This window comes from Hydrogenophaga sp., from assembly GCF_030651625.1.
In the GTDB taxonomy this organism is placed as follows: domain Bacteria; phylum Pseudomonadota; class Gammaproteobacteria; order Burkholderiales; family Burkholderiaceae_C; genus Hydrogenophaga.
In genome coordinates this window covers 49,520-64,900 of sequence record NZ_JAUSCF010000033.1, presented here as the reverse complement: position 1 = coordinate 64,900, position 15,381 = coordinate 49,520, and the positions used below count along the sequence as shown (strand labels likewise).

The window sequence follows — 15,381 nt, the reverse complement described above, 5'->3', positions numbered from 1 at the left end:
AAGCGAAACGCGTGGGAAAAGAGCCCAATTCGGCGCCGATTTTGAGGACTGTGGCCGTAGCCACAGCCGGAAAAACGGGGGCGAAGTGGGACTTTTCTCCATGCGTTGCAGCCGATGTCGTTCTGCCGCGCAGGCTCCTAGTCCGCACGCGCACCTTGTCCCCTTCATCCAGAGAGCCCTTCCCACCATGAGCCTGGTCCACCTGCTGCTGAGGCACGCCACCCTCCAACCTGAACGACCCGCGATCCTTTACGGGACCAAGCAGTGGGCCAGCTACGGTCAATGGGCGGCGCGCAGCGCCGGCCTGGCGCAACGCATGCAGGCGGCAGGTCTCGTCCCAGGTGACCGGGTGCTGATCTTCATGCGCAACCAGCCGCGCTACCTGGAGATCCTGTGGGCGGCCTGGTGGGCCGGTCTGGTGGTGGTGCCGGTCAACGCCAAGCTGCACCCCCGCGAAGTGGAGTGGATCGCGGCCGATTCGCAAGCCCGCTGGGCGTTCGTGACACACGACGTGGCACCCGGGCCGCTGGCCGGGCTGGAGCGCCAGGTCGACGTGGAGACACAGGCGTGTGACGAGCTGCTGGCGCCGGCGGTGGATGCCTTTGCTGTGCCCGTGGTCGATCGCGAACCGCATGACCTGGCCTGGCTGTTCTACACCAGCGGGACCACCGGGCGGCCCAAGGGCGTGATGCTCACCCACCGCAACCTGATGACGATGGGCCTGACCTACTTCATCGACGTGGACCCGGTGGCCGCCAACGACGCCATCGTCTACGCCGCGCCCATGTCGCACGGTGCCGGCCTGTACGCCATTCCGCACGTGATGGCCGGGGCACGGCATGTGGTGCCCGCTTCCGGTGGTGTGGAGCCAGCCGAACTGTTTGAACTCGGCTGGCAGCTCGCGCCGCTGTCCACCTTCGCTGCACCCACCATCGTGAAGCGCCTGGTCGACCACGCCGAGCAGCACGGCATCGACCCGGTACGCTGCGCACAGGCCTTCAAGACCATCGTCTACGGTGGCGCACCCATGTACGCCGCCGACATCCGGCGCGCGCTGCAGGTGATGGGGCCGCGCTTTGTGCAGATCTACGGGCAGGGCGAAACGCCCATGGTCGCGACCGCCCTCTCTCGCGAACAACTGAACGACACCGATCACCCGCGCTGGGCCGAGCGCATCGCATCGGTCGGTGTATCGCAAACGCCGGTACAGCTGCGCGTGGCAGATGCAGACGGACGACCACTGGTCACCGGCGAGGTGGGCGAGGTGCTGGTCAAGGGCGACAGCGTGATGGCTGGCTACTGGAACAACCCTGACGCCACCGCCGCCGCGGTGCGCGAAGGCTGGCTGTTCACCGGCGATACCGGCTGTCTCGACGCCGATGGCTTTCTGACACTGAAGGACCGCAGCAAGGACCTGATCATCAGCGGCGGCTCCAACATCTACCCGCGCGAAGTGGAGGAGGTGTTGTTGACCCTGCCCGGCGTGACCGAGGTGGCTGTGGTGGGCACACCCGACCCGGAGTGGGGAGAGTCGGTGGTGGCCTTCGTGGTGGTGCAACCGGGCACGACTGTCACGGTGGAGGCGCTGGACCAGCACTGCCTGGCCCAGATGGCACGGTTCAAGCGACCCAAGCGCTACGAAGTGGTGGCCGAGCTGCCCAAGAACAACTACGGCAAGGTGCTCAAGACGGCGCTGCGCGAGCGGCTTGCCGCATCGCGCACCTGAAGGGCAGCGGGACTGCCACCTTTTCTGCAGCAACAACCACAAGGTCGGGAGCGCCACCGTGACCAACGCGCTTGTGGTGATGGCAGGAACGCCTGCGCTGGAGCTTGGCACGAAAGCGTGAGCTGCGCGGAACTTGCCTGGCTTTGCGTCCAAGCTGTCGAAAGGCTGACACCCCGCCGTGAGGTAGTTCACGCAGCCCGCCAAAACAGCGCCGACCAAACCACCCACCGATCGCCGGACATCCCGACCGGCAAGCGACACCCTGCCCGCAGGGCACTCGCGGGGCGCGCCCCGTCCCAACCGAGCCGGCGACGCGCTCCCCCGTGGCGCATGAACGCGCCTCGACGGGTTGTCAGCGAAGAATGGCATCCCGCGAGAAGCCCATCCACGCTGGCGATCGTGCTGCAATTTCGGGAACACGATCTGTCGCAGCAACCCGGCCAGAAGGGCCATCCGCGAGGCCGCAAACAGTGGCCGGCGACGTGTCAGCGGGAACATCCAGGGCATGCAGCTGTCCGCCTATTCGGGTGCCCGGGCCAGCCGAATAGGCGGACATCCGGTGCAGTAGCGTAGAAATACGTCATGGATTGCCCCGCTGCTGCATCGACGGAGCTATCCCACCATTGCGGCTCTTCACGAGCTTCCCCACAACAAAGGAGATCCGCATGTGCTTCCTTGGAAAACGCATCCTTGTCACCGCCCTGTTCCTGTTCCAGGGCATGGCCTCGGCCAGCGACATCGTCATCAGCCAGGTCGCTCCGTTGACCGGCGTTCTCGCGAGCACCGGCAAGCAGATGGTGGTCGGAGGACAGATCTACTTCGACCACATCAACGCCACCGGTGGCATCAACGGCCAGAAGATCCGGTTGCAAGTGACCGACGACGGCTACAAGGTCGATGAGACCCTTCGCCTCACCAAGGAGGCGCTGGCCAACCCCGAGGTGGTGGCCCTTTTCGGCTTTGCCGGCACCGCCAACGTGGGCAAGTTGCTCACCGATGGCGTGCTGAGCCAGGGCGGGGCCGCGCTGGTGGCGCCCTACACGGGCGGTGAACCTTTGCGAACACCTTTCAATCCCTGGATCTTCCACGTGCGCGCAGGCTACGGCGACGAGACCGAGCACATGGTGCAGCAGGTCACCACACTGGGCATGAAGCGCGTGGCCGTGATGTACCAGGACGACGGCTTCGGCAAGGCCGGACTGGAAGGGGTGGAGCGCGCACTGGCCAAGCGCGGGTTGACGCTGACCGCCGCCGCTCCCTACGAGCGCAACACCGACCAGGTGGACGAGGCCGTGAAGACCATCCGGGCCTCCGACGCGCAGGCGGTCATCATGATCTCGGTGAACCGCCCCACGTCGGCCTTCATCCAGCGCTACCGGGAAGCGGGCGGTGGCGCTCAGCTGTACAACATCTCGGTGGTCGACCCGGCCGAAATCGTCAAGCTCGCCGGGCTCAAGCACGCGCACGGCCTCGGTGTGAGTCAGGTGGTGCCCTACCCTTTCATGCCCGCCATGCCGGTGGTGCGCGAGTACCAGCGCCTGCTCAAGCAATACGCGCCGGATGAGCTGGTGAACTACACCAGCTTCGAGCAGTTCCTGGGCGCCAAGGTGCTGGTGGAAGGCCTGCGCCGTGCCGGCCCCCGTCCCACACGCGCCGGTGTGATCAAGGCCCTGGAGACCATGAACAATTTCGACCTGGGCGGCACCTTCGTGCGCTACGCGCCGGACAACCGCATTGGCTCACGCTATGTCGAAGTGACGGTGATCGGGAGCCACGGCAAGTTGTTGAAGTGACTTCCCCCAGACGTGAAGCACCCCCTGCGCCGCTGACGCGGCTTCCCCTCTCTTGCGCCTTCGGCTCGGAGGGGGACGGCGCCTTGGGCCGGCAGAGCCGGACCTTTGTCGCCCTTGGTTGGGGAGCATGCACTCCGGCTACATGCCCATGAACCAGCGTCAGACGTGCCCCAGCAGCTTCGCCACCAGTTCGCCCTGTGTGGCGGCCTTGTGCTTGGTCATCAGACGCGCGCGGTGCGCCTCGACCGTGCGCGGACTGAGGTCGAGCACGCGCGCGATCTGCTTGCTGGTGAGCCCCGCCACCAGATGCTGGGCGACTTCGCGCTCACGCGGGGTCAGCGGTGTGGTCACCGGTCGGCGCTGCGAAATGTCTTCGAACATCCACACCGCACAGGCAAAAGGGTCTGCGCGGTCGCTGGCACGGCCGGACGCGTGGCACCAGAACAAGGATCCGTCGCGTCGCCGCATGATGCGTTCGTCGCTGTACAAGCCTGTCTGGCGCATCACGGCTTCGCCCTGCTCGCCGATGTTGGCGAACTCGTTCAACGTGGGGTACAGGATCGCAAACGGCGCGTCCAGCAGCTCCGGCACCGCATACCCGAACTGTCTGGCAAAGACTTCGTTGCAAAACACCACCACGCGGTGGCGCGACACACAAAGTCCCACCGGCGCAAGGTCAAAGGCCATTTGCATCGTCTGCAAAGCTTCAGGTTCGTTCACGGTGTGGGTCATGGCCCCGGATTGTGGCGGCAAGGCCCATTGCCCGTGTGCGTAAAGACACTCTTGACAGGCGGGTATCTCCCCGTTTGTCGTTTTCCTATCCATTTACCCACCCACAGGAGCTTTACCCGATGACAACCACTTCCCTGCACAACCGCCGCGCCCTGGTCACCGGTTCCGTCCAAGGCATTGGTCTGGCCATGGCCCAGGAACTTGCCAGGGCCGGCGCCGAGGTCGTGCTGCACGGACTGCCCAACGCAGCCGCGCACACCGCCGCGCGCGAAGCCCTCAGCGCCATCACCGCCAGGCCAGTGGTCTCGCTCTCGCACGACCTGGCCGACCCGGAGCAAGTGGCCCGCATGATGGAAGAGGTGCTGGCCGCAGGCCCGCTCGACATCCTTGTCAACAACGCCGGTATTCAGCACACGGCGGCCCTGCAGGACATGCCCCGCGCCCGGTGGGACGCGATCCTCGCCATCAACCTCTCGGCCGCCTTCGACACCATGCGCCTGGCCATGCCCGGCATGGTTGAACGCGGCTACGGCCGGATCATCAACATCGCGTCCGTGCACGGGCTGGTCGCATCGGTCAACAAGGCACCCTATGTGGCGGCCAAGTTCGGCCTGGTGGGCCTCACGCGCGTAGCGGCGCTGGAAGCCGCACAGGCCGGCAACCGCGCCAGCGGGGGCGTGACCGCCAACTGCATCTGCCCCGGCTGGACCGAAACCGCCATCATCGAACCGCAGATACTCGCACGGGCCGACCAGTTCGGCGGCGACCGCGATGCGGGCATCCGCGACCTGTTGAAAGAAAAACAACCCAGCGGTCGCACCTCGTTGCCCGAAGAAATCGCACGCACCCTTCTCTGGCTCTGCGACCCGGCAGCCCACAACCTCACCGGTGCGGCCATTCCCATTGACGGGGGATGGACGGCGCAGTGAACGCGCGGGCGCTCGGCGCTCTGTTCAGGTGTTGAGGCCCCACAACACCCACGGAATTGCATACCAGCACGCAGGGCATCGCAGATCGGGAGTCCCAGGGGATGCGCGCGCCGCTTCGGTCTGGTGCAGCGATGCCTTGGTCTGGCTGATGACTGCGATTCCCCAGGTCCCGATCTGCAGATGCGTAGAACTACGCTAGTACCAACCCGCTCGCGCATTCACACCCCATCCCTCACCATCGGTCGCTGTTTGGCACAAGCCGAAGTACCTATCGAAACCCGTCTCCGGAGAGCAATTTGTCTGCAGAGTGCATTCTCGAAACACAGAGTCTGACCAAGGAATTCAAGGGATTCGTGGCCGTCAATCAGGTGGATATGAAAGTTCAGCGCGGCCATATCCACGCACTGATCGGCCCCAACGGGGCAGGCAAGACGACGTTCTTCAACCTGCTGACCAAGTTCCTGCCGCCCAGCAGCGGCAGCATCCAGTTCAACGGTGTCGACATCACGCACGAAAAGCCCGCCCAGACTGCGCGACGCGGAATCATCCGCTCGTTCCAGATTTCTGCGGTGTTCCCGCACATGACGGTGCTGGAAAACGTGCGCGCAGCCTTGCAGCGCAACCTCGGAACCTCATTTCATTTCTGGAAGGCGGAGCGTTCACTGCATCCGCTGCACGAACGTGCACGGGAGCTGCTGGCGGCGGTGGACCTGCAGGACTTCGCCGAAGAGTTGACGGTGAGTCTTCCCTACGGCCGCAAGCGTGCGCTGGAGCTCGCCACCACCCTGGCGCTGGAGCCTGAACTCATGCTGCTTGACGAGCCCACACAAGGCATGGGCCATGAAGACGTGGACCGCGTCACGCAACTGATCAAGAAGGTGTCCGCGGGCCGGACCATCCTGATGGTGGAGCACAACATGAACGTCGTCGCTTCGATCGCAGACCGAATCACGGTGCTGCAGCGAGGCGCGATCATTGCCGATGGCCCGTATGCGGAAGTCTCCAGCAATCCCCAGGTGATCGAGGCCTACATGGGTTCGGCAGACACCGCCCTGCAAGGAGCGCACTGACCATGGCCCAGGAAATGCTCCACATCGAGGACCTGCACGCCTGGTACGGCGAGTCGCACATCCTGCACGGGGTGAACCTCACCGTTCACGAAGGTGAGGTCATCACGCTGCTGGGTCGCAACGGTGCCGGCCGGACCACCACCATGCGCGCCATCGTCGGCCTCACCGGCAAACGCACAGGATCGATCCGCATCATGGGGAAAGAGTCCATCGGGATGGCGCCGCACCGAGTGGCCCATCTGGGTATCGGCTACTGCCCGGAAGAGCGCGGCATCTTCGCCAGCCTGAGCGCCGAGGAAAACCTCATGCTGCCGCCCGTGCTGGGGCCCGACGGCATGTCGCTGGACGAAATCTACGACATGTTTCCCAACCTGAAAGAGCGCGCCAACAGTCCCGGCACACGCTTGTCTGGTGGTGAACAACAGATGCTCGCGGTCGCCCGGATTCTGCGTACGGGTGCCCGCCTGCTGCTGCTGGACGAGATCTCCGAAGGCCTGGCACCGGTCATCGTGCAGAAGCTGGCAGAAATGATCGTTGCCCTCAAGAAAAAAGGCTACACGATCGTGCTGGTCGAACAGAACTTCCGCTTTGCGGCACCGCTCGCCGATCGCTTCTACGTGATGGAGCACGGCGTCATCGTCAAGCAGTTCGAGAAGAAGGAACTGAGTCAGAACACGGCCATGTTGCAGGAATACCTGGGCGTGTAACCGCAGCAACGGGTCTTGCACCCTGGAATTTTTCAACCCAAAGGAGACATCATGAAACTCAAACCCGTCGTCATTGCCGCGTCCATCGCGCTGGCATCCGCCGCATCCGCACAGGGCACAGGCCCCGTCAAGATCGGCTTCATCACCGACATGTCCAGCCTGTACGCTGACATCGACGGCCCCGCCGGCGCCGAAATGGTCAAGTGGGCAGCCGAAGACTTTGGTGGCAAGGTGCTGGGTCGCCCGATCGAGGTGCTGAGCGCCGATCACCAGAACAAGGCCGACGTGGCCAGTTCCAAGGCACGCGAGTGGGTCGACAAGGACGGCCTGTCCATGCTGGTGGGTGGCACCAACTCCGGCGCGGCCCTGGCCATGGCCACCGTGGCTCAGGAGAAAAAGCTTCCCTTCATGTCCATCGGTGCAGGCTCGTCGCGCCTGACCAACGATGCCTGCACACCCTACACCGTGCACTACGCCTATGACACCGTCGCTCTGGCCAAGGTGGCTGGCAACGCGCTGGTCAAAGGGGGTTCAAAAAACTGGTTCTTCCTGACCGCCGACTATGCTTTTGGCCATTCACTGGAGGCCGATGCATCGGCGGTTGTGAGAGCCAACGGTGGCGCCGTGGCCGGTGCGGTGCGCCACCCCCTGAACGCATCGGACTTTTCGTCTTTCCTGCTGCAGGCACAAACGTCCAAGGCACAGGTGCTGGCGCTGGCCAACGCGGGAGGCGACTTCACGAATGCGATGAAGGCTTCCAGGGAATTCGGCATCAACAAAACCATGAAGATCGCAGGCTTGCTGGTGTTCATCAACGACGTGCACAGCCTGGGCCTTTCCAACACCGAAGGGCTGCAGCTGGCAGACAGCTGGTACTGGAACCAGGACGATGACTCGCGCAAGTTCGCCCAGCGCTTCTTTGACAAGTACAAGCGCATGCCATCGTCCATCCAGGCCGCCAACTATTCGGCGACCACGACCTACCTGAAGGCTGTGCAGGCGGCTGGTACCACCGACGCAGACAAGGTCATGGCCACGATGAAGAGCACGAAGGTCAATGACTTCTACAGCAAAGGCCAGATCCGCGCCGATGGCCGGATGATCCACGACATGTACCTGTACCAGGTAAAGGCCCCCAGCGAATCCACCAAGCCGTGGGATTACTACAAGCTGGTGGCCACGGTCCCCGGCGAGCAGGCGTTCACCACGGTGGCCGACTCCAAGTGCTCGCTGATCAAGAAGTAAGCGTTTGAAGCAAGGCGCGCTCCTGCGGGAGCGCGCCTCTTCGGCTGTCTGGTTGCTTTTTTCCGTCTGGCCTGACCGGACGCGTTTCCATGGAAATTTTCGGCATACCCCATCAGGCCTTCCTGGGCCAGATCCTGCTCGGCCTCGTCAATGGCGCCTTCTACGCCATGCTCAGCCTCGGACTTGCGGTGATTTTTGGTCTTCTCGGCGTGGTCAATTTCGCGCACGGGACCCTTTACATGCTGGGCGCATTTGCCGCCTGGATCCTGCTGGACAAGTTCGGCGTGAACTACTGGGCGGCGTTGTTGCTCGCACCACTCATCGTGGGTGCCTTGGGCATCGTGATCGAGCGCCTGTTGCTCCGGCATCTGTACGGGCTCGATCACCTGTACGGCCTGCTGCTGACCTTTGGCCTCACCCTGATTCTCGAAGGCCTGTTCCGCGAGATGTACGGGGCTTCCGGACAGAGCTACCCGGTTCCCGAACTGCTGCAGGGGGGGACCGACCTTGGCTTCATGTTCATGCCCAATTACCGCGCGTGGGTGGTGTTTGCATCGCTGCTGGTCTGTTTTGGCACCTGGTACCTCATCGAGCGCACACGGCTGGGCGCCTACCTGAGGGCAGGCACCGAAAACGCTGCACTGGTCCAGACCTTTGGCGTCAACGTCCCCCTCATGGTCATGCTGACCTACGGCGCGGGTGCCGGGCTGGCGGCACTGGCGGGCGTGCTGGCGGCACCCATTGTGCTGGTCAGTCCGATGATGGGGTCCAACCTGATCATCGTGGTGTTTGCTGTCGTTGTGATTGGGGGCATGGGCTCCATCATGGGTTCGATCATCACGGGTCTGGCGCTGGGCGTGGTCGAGGGACTGACCCGCGTTTTCTATCCCGAGGCGTCGAACATCGTGGTGTTCGTCATCATGGTCCTGGTTCTCATGGTGCGCCCTGCCGGCCTGTTCGGCAAAGAGGCCTGAAGTCACACGCAACACACCAGAGCTATTTGCCCAGCACCCGTATGAAAAACCTGTCCCAATTCTCCCGCCTGACCTATGCCATCCTGCTGGCACTGGCTTTGGCCGCCCCCCTGATGGGCCTCTACCCTCTGTTCCTGATGAAGCTGCTGTGCTTCGCCCTGTTCGCCTGTGCCTTCAATCTTCTGCTCGGCTTCACCGGCCTGCTGTCGTTCGGACACGCGGCCTTCTTTGGCTCTGCAGCCTATATCTCCGGTCACGTGATCAAGACCTATTCATTGACGCCGGAATGGGGCCTGGTCGCGGGCACGCTGGGCGCCGGTTTGATCGGCCTGGTCGTGGGTCTGGTCGCGATCCGTCGGCAGGGCATCTACTTTGCAATGATCACCCTGGCGATTGCCCAGATGGTCTACTTCCTCTGTCTTCAACTGCCCCAGACCGGGGGCGAGGATGGATTGCAGGGTGTTCCCCGTGGAGAACTGTTTGGACTGATCTCTCTGGCTTCGGACACCACGATGTACTACCTGGTGCTCGCGGTTTTCGTCGCCTGCTTTCTGGGCATTTCCCGCATCGTTCACTCGCCGTTCGGACAGGTGCTCAAGATGATCCGGGAGAACGAGCCCCGTGCCATCTCGCTTGGCTACCAGACCGACCGCTACAAGTTGCTGGCGTTCGTGCTGTCCGCTGCCCTGGCCGGTCTGGCGGGTTCCCTCAAGACGGTGGCAATGGGTTTTGCAACCCTTTCCGACGCGCACTGGAGCATGTCGGGAGAGGTCATCCTCATGTCCCTGCTGGGTGGCGTGGGCACGCTGTTCGGTCCGGTGCTCGGCGCCGGCCTTGTGATCGCGCTACAGAACCTGCTGGCCGACAAGGTGGGTTCCTGGGTCACCGTGATCATCGGTGTGATCTTCGTCGTCTGCGTGCTCGCATTCCGCAAAGGCATTGTTGGGGAATTGCAGGCGTTCATATTGCGCCGCCAGAAGACCTGAGCTGAGGAGACCCCGTGACGGCTGAACGCTCCGCGGTTCAGGCCGGTGCCACCGGTTTGAAGTCGTAGCCCGCACCCACCGCCACCATGTGACCCACGGCAGGAAACGGGAAGTGAAACCCTCCCACCATGGCATTGTTGGCGACGATGCGTTCAAACGCCATGCGGCGTGTCTGCCGTGCCGCCTCAGCATCCATGTCGAAAGCCACTGCCAGATCCGGATTGCGCGCAAACAGTGCAGGTATGTTGGTCAGGTCGGCCAGGAAAATGAAGGACTCACCGTCTGATCGCACATCGAACATCGTCATCCCCGGCGTGTGGCCATAGGCGTTGACGGATGTGATACCGGGCAGCACTTCGGAGCCAGGCTCAAAGATCTGGAGCATGCCTGCAGGCATGCTCCCGAACGTGCGGCGCGCATTGTCAAACAGGCCCTTCATGCGCCCGGCCGTCGCCTGAGCGGCGCGGGTTTCGTCCATCCAGTAGGCGTGTTCACCGGCGGGCACCATCACCGTCGCGTTCCTGAACACATACTCGCCAGCCCGATTTCGCAAGCCATTGATGTGGTCGCCGTGATAGTGACTGATGAGCACCGTATCAATGTCTTCGGCGCCAAAGCCAGCGGCTCGCAGGTTCTCGAGCAGCTTGCCGGTGGTGGGGCCTCCCCAGTCGCCCAGGCCAGTGTCCATGAGGATCCGGCGTTGTCCTGCAACCACCAGGAACGGTGTGTAAGGTACATCCACATAGTCGGTGGACAACCCCTGCGAGGCCAACAGTGCCTTGACCTCGGCCAAAGGCGCGTTGGCCACAAATTCCTCGCCCAGCGGCCGGCGCGAGACGCCGTCGAGCAGCGACACCACCTCTACTTGTCCCACCTTGACGCGTCGAAAGCCAGGATTGGGCAACACGGGCGTGCCAAGGTTGGGAGCGTTCTGGGCCCACGCCGGTACGAACGTGCCGGCAGCGTAAGCAGCAAATCCACCCAGGCTGCTGGAAATGAACTGTCGACGATTGACCATGAGCGGATCTCCAGTGAAGTTTTGAAAAGACAAAGGGAGGTGGCGCGGCTGGTTTACCTCAGTGCTCAGTGAGCCGGGGCATGTCCTGCAGCCATCGCTTCACAGGCTCAGCGCGCGGCGACTGACACTGTCGATGTTCTGGTCGCGCTGAGTACTTTTCCCGCGTCGGTGTTGCTGATCATCTCGAGACGCAGGCTGTAGTCCCCCGCCGGTGGATTGAGCCAGGTTTCGGTTTGCCCGGCGGTGAAATCAATCACCTCAGGCCTGCGTCCAGCGCGCTCCATCGTGAGCCGGAAGTGCCCGGTATCCGCCATCTTGGGGCTGACATGCGACACGTTGTAGCCACTTGCGTGGAACTGCACCCGGAACGGGCCTTTCACCGTCTCACGATCCGCCGGACTCAACAGCTCAACACGGGCAGGGCCTTGCACAGAGGCCGGTGTCACATCCTTGTTTTGTTTGCTGATGGTCACGTTCAGGGGTTTGCTGTAGACGAAGTAAGGGATGTGCCCCTGGTCCGCCAGCAGCAGGCGAAACTTGTACTTGCCCGGCGGCAGGTCCACAACCATTTCCATCTGACCCTTGCCGAAGTGAATGTATTGGTCGGTGAAAGGCAGCGGCCTCTCGAAATCGAGAGGCAAATCCTGATTCACAAGCAAATGGTGATGGCCGGCGCGTCCGGCGGTTTCGCCCGCAGGCACCAAGCCGCGCATGGAGAGGCCAAACCGCGCGACAAAGGGCGACTCGTAAGTACCGCCATCCTTCAGGTTGGTGAAATAGGTTTCAGCTGCACGCGGTGCCGGCACCACCCACGGATGCAAACTTGACTCCACTTCGTCTGTTGGCGCCGCCGGGCTTTGCGCTGCAAGCGGCATGGCAGTTGCAAACAGTGTCAAAGCCAGGGATGAGCCCCAAACTGGGAGCCGTGTGGAGGTGGTCTTCATGGAGGAGGCTTTCGAAATATAACGATTGGTATGTATCTATACTGATCGGTAATTTTATGGTCAGCACATTCCAGCAGCCTTGCGCAGGGACATATCCATTCACGGTTTTGGGTTATCCGGCGAATGAACCCACACCTGCACATCTGCCTTGCCAGATGGACTTCCTGGATCGCCCCCCCGCGGAGCCGGGTTAGGCAGTTGCCTGCACCACAACCGCCGCGCGGTGCCAGGTCGTCCAAACAGACGGCTTCGGCCAGCGCGCCGAGGCTCCCCATTCATCACCACGCTGCAACTGCGCTGACCCGAGGGGGTGGCGCATGAGAACCAGCGTTTGCACCTCGGCCGTGTGCAGGCCACTCTGAGCGGCTTCCGGCGCAGACAATCCGCCCACGCAAACCAGCGCCTGGCTCAGCTCGTGTCGCCCACCCGCCCGGCGCCTCCGGCAGCCGCACCACCTCCGGCTCCCACTCCCACGCCGATCCCCATGCCGGCACCACCTCCACCGGCACCCCCGCCACCTCGTCCACCGGCACCACCACCGCGCCGGGCGCTGCCTCCGCCTGCGCTGACGCGAAGCGGCCCCTGGTTGGGCACCACTGTGCCGGGCGGAACAGGCGTCAGGTCAAGCGCCTGGCGGATGAAGTCCCGCAGCGAAACCACCAGCGCGGCCACTTCAACATGGCGTCCCATCACCATTTCATTGGCGGCATGCGCAGCAAGCCGCACCTGTTCTTCGGTACCCAGCAGAATGACATCGGAAAGTGCCGCCTCCACGGCATCGCGTATCCGCCTGCGGCGCTCGGAGGCGGTGGCGAGGGTGTCGGGTTCTGCGCCTTCGTCTGCGGCAGTGTCCGGTCGCAACTCACGCAGGTGAGCAGGATCGACGGTCAACACACCGGTGAACGATCCACCCAGGGTTTTGTAGGCGGCGATCAGGACCTTCAGACGCTCGTTGATCTGGCGGTTTTCGCGTTCACGCCGCCGCTGGAAGGTCTGCATGAACACCAGCCGAACGCCGACGAACACGAGGGAGACCAGCACAAGGCTGAGCACCGTGGTCAACACGGTGGACCACGAACTGAAATCGAGCATGCCTCGCATGGAGTGCCTCCGTGTGTGGTCAATGACGGGCCAGCATGGCACCCTCGAATGGAAGGAGCCTTTGCCTCGAAGAACAGGGTGGTGCGCACGCCCGGCCACCCGGCGGCGGTATCCAGATGCTGCAAAGGCGCGGCGATCGACCTGATTTCCGCCTCGCCCGCATGCTGGTGACCGGCTCACGGCCTACACCCCAGTTCACGGGGTCCACCCCGTCGATGATCACCACCACGCTTTCGCGGTTTTGGTCGAACACGCTTTGCATCAGGTCGGTGATGCCGGCAATCAGGGCGGCTATCTGCCCGGCCGTGGTGGGGGTGTCACGGCGCGCCAGGGGGATCTGAACCAGGGGCATTGATATTTCTCCGTGCATTGGTCTTTGGTGGGTCAGCGCTCCGCGATGTAGTGCGACATCAGCGCACGCTCGCCTGGCGCCAGAAAGGCGCGCACGTCCACCTCGATGACCCGGTCGGCCATGGTGGCTCTGGCACGCTGGTGCAGGTAGTCGGCCCATGAGGTGACGATGAAGCGCTCCACATAACGCGAGGGTTCACCCAGGTCTTTGTAGACCCGCCAGAAGGTGGCGCCGTCGCGTCGACGTGGCGCCTTCATGCGGGCAATGGTGTCCAGAAACGCCTTGTCTTCGCCGGGGCGGATGCGGTAGCCCACCTCCACCGCCACCGGCCCCGCCTCCGGGCTGGGTTCGGCTTCCAGAAACAGCTCGTCCCAGGGCGTGCCCTGGGTCACTTCGTGGTCGGCGCCCACGCGCAAGGGAAACGGCCGCACCAGCAGCAGACCGGCCGCCATGAGCACGCCGGCAGCCACCAGCGCAGGCGTGAGGCCGACGATGTCGGACACCGCTCCCCAGAACGCCGACCCGATGGCGAACGCGCCGAGTGCCGAAACGATGTGCAGGGCCACCGCACGCGAGCGCACCCAGGGTGGGGCGCTGGCCTGGGTCGCGGTGTTGAAGGTGGACATGGTGGACATCCAGGCCGCGCCGCCCATGGCCATGGCTCCGTACACCAGCCACGGCAGGTTGATGAAGGCGGCCACCAGCATCACGGACGCAAACACCACACAGCTGGTGGCGACGATGCTGTCCAGCGAGAAGCGCGCCCGCATCCGACCGATGACCAGACCCGCCGCCACCGCCCCGGTGCCCAGGCAGCCCATGAGCAGACCGAAGCCTTCGGCGCCCGTGCCCAGCTGGCGCTGAGCGATCACCGGCAGCAATGCCCACAACGCAGAACCCGCGGCACTGAAGGCCATCACCCGCACCAGTTGGGCCAGGATGATGCGCGAGTGCCAGGCAAACCGCAGGCCGCTGAGCGTGCCGCCCCACAGGCGCTCGGGCGGCAACGTGGAAGGCGGGTGCGCCTTGGGCGGCCAGCGCCGGATCGACTCCCACATCACCAGCGTGGTGAACACCGTGACCATGAACACCCAGCCTGCGCCCAGCCGGGCAAACAGCAGACCCGCCAGCATGGGGCCGATGGCGCGCGCTGCGTTGTAGGCGATGCCGATGGCAGTGATGGCCTGCGGCCATTCGGCGCGGGGCACCGGGTCCACCACCGAAGAGTTCCAGGCCGGCGTGATGGCAGCGGTGCAGCAGCCACACACGAACACCAGAAACAGCACCGAAGCCGGCCCGCCCCAGCCCGCCAGTACCAGCACCGCCAGCAACAAACAGGCCGCCACCTGGGCCAGCAAGGCGCCAGAGATCAGTCGCCTGCGGTCTGTGGTGTCGGCCAGCACGCCGGCAGGCAGAGCCAGCAGGAACATGGGCAGAAACACCGCGGTTTGCACCAGCGCGGCCAGGAACGAAGACCCCGTGAGTTCGACCATGAGCCAGGCAGCCGCCATGGTCTGCATGCCCGCCCCGATGAAGAACACGGCCCCACAAAGCCACAGCCCGCGGAAGGCGGGCTGTCGAAGGGGGCTCCATATCGAATGGGAAGTTGACATCAACCCATTATTCCGCAGGCGCTGTCTTCGTGCCTGAAGGCACTCATTGGCGTTGAAGTGGCCACCTCACTCTCGGGCCCCTCACCCCAGCCCAAAAAAGGGGCTAGGGAGAAAAGCACGGCCACGAGCGAGGGGGAGCTATTCCAGGGCACCCGTGGAACCGGCTTAGCCGGGCCACTGGGTGCGCCCCC

At 63.8% G+C, this 15,381-nt stretch carries 14 protein-coding genes; 8 read left to right on the top strand and 6 right to left on the bottom strand.

Going from position 1 to position 15,381, the window contains the following annotated elements:
* Window positions 1-187 precede the first annotated feature (187 nt).
* Both Q7V46_RS16465 and Q7V46_RS16460 read left to right on the top strand, forming a co-directional pair.
* Complete coding sequence (locus Q7V46_RS16465; RefSeq protein ID WP_304914644.1) at window positions 188-1,726, top strand: class I adenylate-forming enzyme family protein; 1,539 nt, start codon at window positions 188-190, stop codon at window positions 1,724-1,726.
* A 665-nt stretch (window positions 1,727-2,391) separates the two neighbouring features.
* Complete coding sequence (locus tag Q7V46_RS16460) at window positions 2,392-3,519, top strand: ABC transporter substrate-binding protein (protein WP_304914643.1); 1,128 nt, start codon at window positions 2,392-2,394, stop codon at window positions 3,517-3,519.
* 159 nt (window positions 3,520-3,678) lie between these two features.
* Here the strand turns inward: Q7V46_RS16460 and Q7V46_RS16455 are convergent, their stop codons facing one another.
* A complete protein-coding gene (locus Q7V46_RS16455) occupies window positions 3,679-4,251 on the bottom strand; it encodes a LuxR C-terminal-related transcriptional regulator (RefSeq protein WP_304914642.1) in 573 nt (190 codons plus the stop codon).
* A 119-nt stretch (window positions 4,252-4,370) separates the two neighbouring features.
* Here Q7V46_RS16455 and Q7V46_RS16450 point away from each other — a divergent pair, with 119 nt between their 5' ends.
* From Q7V46_RS16450 to Q7V46_RS16425, 6 genes are all read left to right on the top strand, one after another.
* Window positions 4,371-5,180: a 3-hydroxybutyrate dehydrogenase gene (locus Q7V46_RS16450; RefSeq protein WP_304914641.1), complete on the top strand. Its 810-nt coding sequence runs from the start codon at window positions 4,371-4,373 to the stop codon at window positions 5,178-5,180.
* Window positions 5,181-5,476: 296 nt separating this feature from the next.
* A complete protein-coding gene (locus tag Q7V46_RS16445; protein ID WP_304914640.1) occupies window positions 5,477-6,250 on the top strand; it encodes an ABC transporter ATP-binding protein in 774 nt (257 codons plus the stop codon).
* Between the two features lie 2 nt (window positions 6,251-6,252).
* Window positions 6,253-6,957, top strand: coding sequence for an ABC transporter ATP-binding protein (locus tag Q7V46_RS16440; protein ID WP_304914639.1), 705 nt, complete (start codon window positions 6,253-6,255; stop codon window positions 6,955-6,957).
* A 51-nt stretch (window positions 6,958-7,008) separates the two neighbouring features.
* Complete coding sequence (locus Q7V46_RS16435) at window positions 7,009-8,202, top strand: ABC transporter substrate-binding protein (protein ID WP_304914638.1); 1,194 nt, start codon at window positions 7,009-7,011, stop codon at window positions 8,200-8,202.
* Between the two features lie 89 nt (window positions 8,203-8,291).
* Window positions 8,292-9,176, top strand: coding sequence for a branched-chain amino acid ABC transporter permease (locus tag Q7V46_RS16430; protein ID WP_304914637.1), 885 nt, complete (start codon window positions 8,292-8,294; stop codon window positions 9,174-9,176).
* Between the two features lie 41 nt (window positions 9,177-9,217).
* On the top strand, window positions 9,218-10,162 hold the full coding sequence (locus tag Q7V46_RS16425) for a branched-chain amino acid ABC transporter permease (protein ID WP_304914636.1): 945 nt from the start codon (window positions 9,218-9,220) through the stop codon (window positions 10,160-10,162).
* Between the two features lie 37 nt (window positions 10,163-10,199).
* Here Q7V46_RS16425 and Q7V46_RS16420 read toward each other — a convergent pair whose 3' ends face one another.
* The 5 genes from Q7V46_RS16420 to Q7V46_RS16400 form a co-directional block, all read right to left on the bottom strand.
* On the bottom strand, window positions 10,200-11,180 hold the full coding sequence (locus Q7V46_RS16420) for an MBL fold metallo-hydrolase (protein ID WP_304914635.1): 981 nt from the start codon (window positions 11,178-11,180) through the stop codon (window positions 10,200-10,202).
* A 107-nt stretch (window positions 11,181-11,287) separates the two neighbouring features.
* The gene (locus Q7V46_RS16415) at window positions 11,288-12,124 is read right to left on the bottom strand and encodes a DUF4399 domain-containing protein (protein ID WP_304914634.1); all 837 of its coding nucleotides are present in this window, start codon (window positions 12,122-12,124) and stop codon (window positions 11,288-11,290) included.
* A gap of 408 nt (window positions 12,125-12,532) precedes the next feature.
* Window positions 12,533-13,225, bottom strand: coding sequence for a hypothetical protein (locus tag Q7V46_RS16410; RefSeq protein WP_304914633.1), 693 nt, complete (start codon window positions 13,223-13,225; stop codon window positions 12,533-12,535).
* Between the two features lie 19 nt (window positions 13,226-13,244).
* Complete coding sequence (locus Q7V46_RS16405; protein WP_304914632.1) at window positions 13,245-13,577, bottom strand: 4-oxalocrotonate tautomerase family protein; 333 nt, start codon at window positions 13,575-13,577, stop codon at window positions 13,245-13,247.
* A gap of 32 nt (window positions 13,578-13,609) precedes the next feature.
* The gene (locus Q7V46_RS16400; RefSeq protein ID WP_304914631.1) at window positions 13,610-15,190 is read right to left on the bottom strand and encodes an MFS transporter; all 1,581 of its coding nucleotides are present in this window, start codon (window positions 15,188-15,190) and stop codon (window positions 13,610-13,612) included.
* Between the last annotated feature and the right edge of the window lie 191 nt (window positions 15,191-15,381).

What these genes read in the sequence shown, in the direction of transcription:
- Q7V46_RS16465 (WP_304914644.1), top strand. Translation starts at nt 188, where the DNA reads ATGAGCCTGGTCCACCTGCTGCTGAGGCACGCCACCCTCCAACCTGAA.
- Q7V46_RS16460 (WP_304914643.1), top strand. Translation starts at nt 2,392, where the DNA reads ATGTGCTTCCTTGGAAAACGCATCCTTGTCACCGCCCTGTTCCTGTTC.
- Q7V46_RS16455 (WP_304914642.1), bottom strand. Translation starts at nt 4,251, where the DNA reads ATGACCCACACCGTGAACGAACCTGAAGCTTTGCAGACGATGCAAATG.
- Q7V46_RS16450 (WP_304914641.1), top strand. Translation starts at nt 4,371, where the DNA reads ATGACAACCACTTCCCTGCACAACCGCCGCGCCCTGGTCACCGGTTCC.
- Q7V46_RS16440 (WP_304914639.1), top strand. Translation starts at nt 6,253, where the DNA reads ATGGCCCAGGAAATGCTCCACATCGAGGACCTGCACGCCTGGTACGGC.
- Q7V46_RS16435 (WP_304914638.1), top strand. Translation starts at nt 7,009, where the DNA reads ATGAAACTCAAACCCGTCGTCATTGCCGCGTCCATCGCGCTGGCATCC.
- Q7V46_RS16430 (WP_304914637.1), top strand. Translation starts at nt 8,292, where the DNA reads ATGGAAATTTTCGGCATACCCCATCAGGCCTTCCTGGGCCAGATCCTG.
- Q7V46_RS16425 (WP_304914636.1), top strand. Translation starts at nt 9,218, where the DNA reads ATGAAAAACCTGTCCCAATTCTCCCGCCTGACCTATGCCATCCTGCTG.
- Q7V46_RS16420 (WP_304914635.1), bottom strand. Translation starts at nt 11,180, where the DNA reads ATGGTCAATCGTCGACAGTTCATTTCCAGCAGCCTGGGTGGATTTGCT.
- Q7V46_RS16415 (WP_304914634.1), bottom strand. Translation starts at nt 12,124, where the DNA reads ATGAAGACCACCTCCACACGGCTCCCAGTTTGGGGCTCATCCCTGGCT.
- Q7V46_RS16410 (WP_304914633.1), bottom strand. Translation starts at nt 13,225, where the DNA reads ATGCGAGGCATGCTCGATTTCAGTTCGTGGTCCACCGTGTTGACCACG.
- Q7V46_RS16405 (WP_304914632.1), bottom strand. Translation starts at nt 13,577, where the DNA reads ATGCCCCTGGTTCAGATCCCCCTGGCGCGCCGTGACACCCCCACCACG.
- Q7V46_RS16400 (WP_304914631.1), bottom strand. Translation starts at nt 15,190, where the DNA reads ATGTCAACTTCCCATTCGATATGGAGCCCCCTTCGACAGCCCGCCTTC.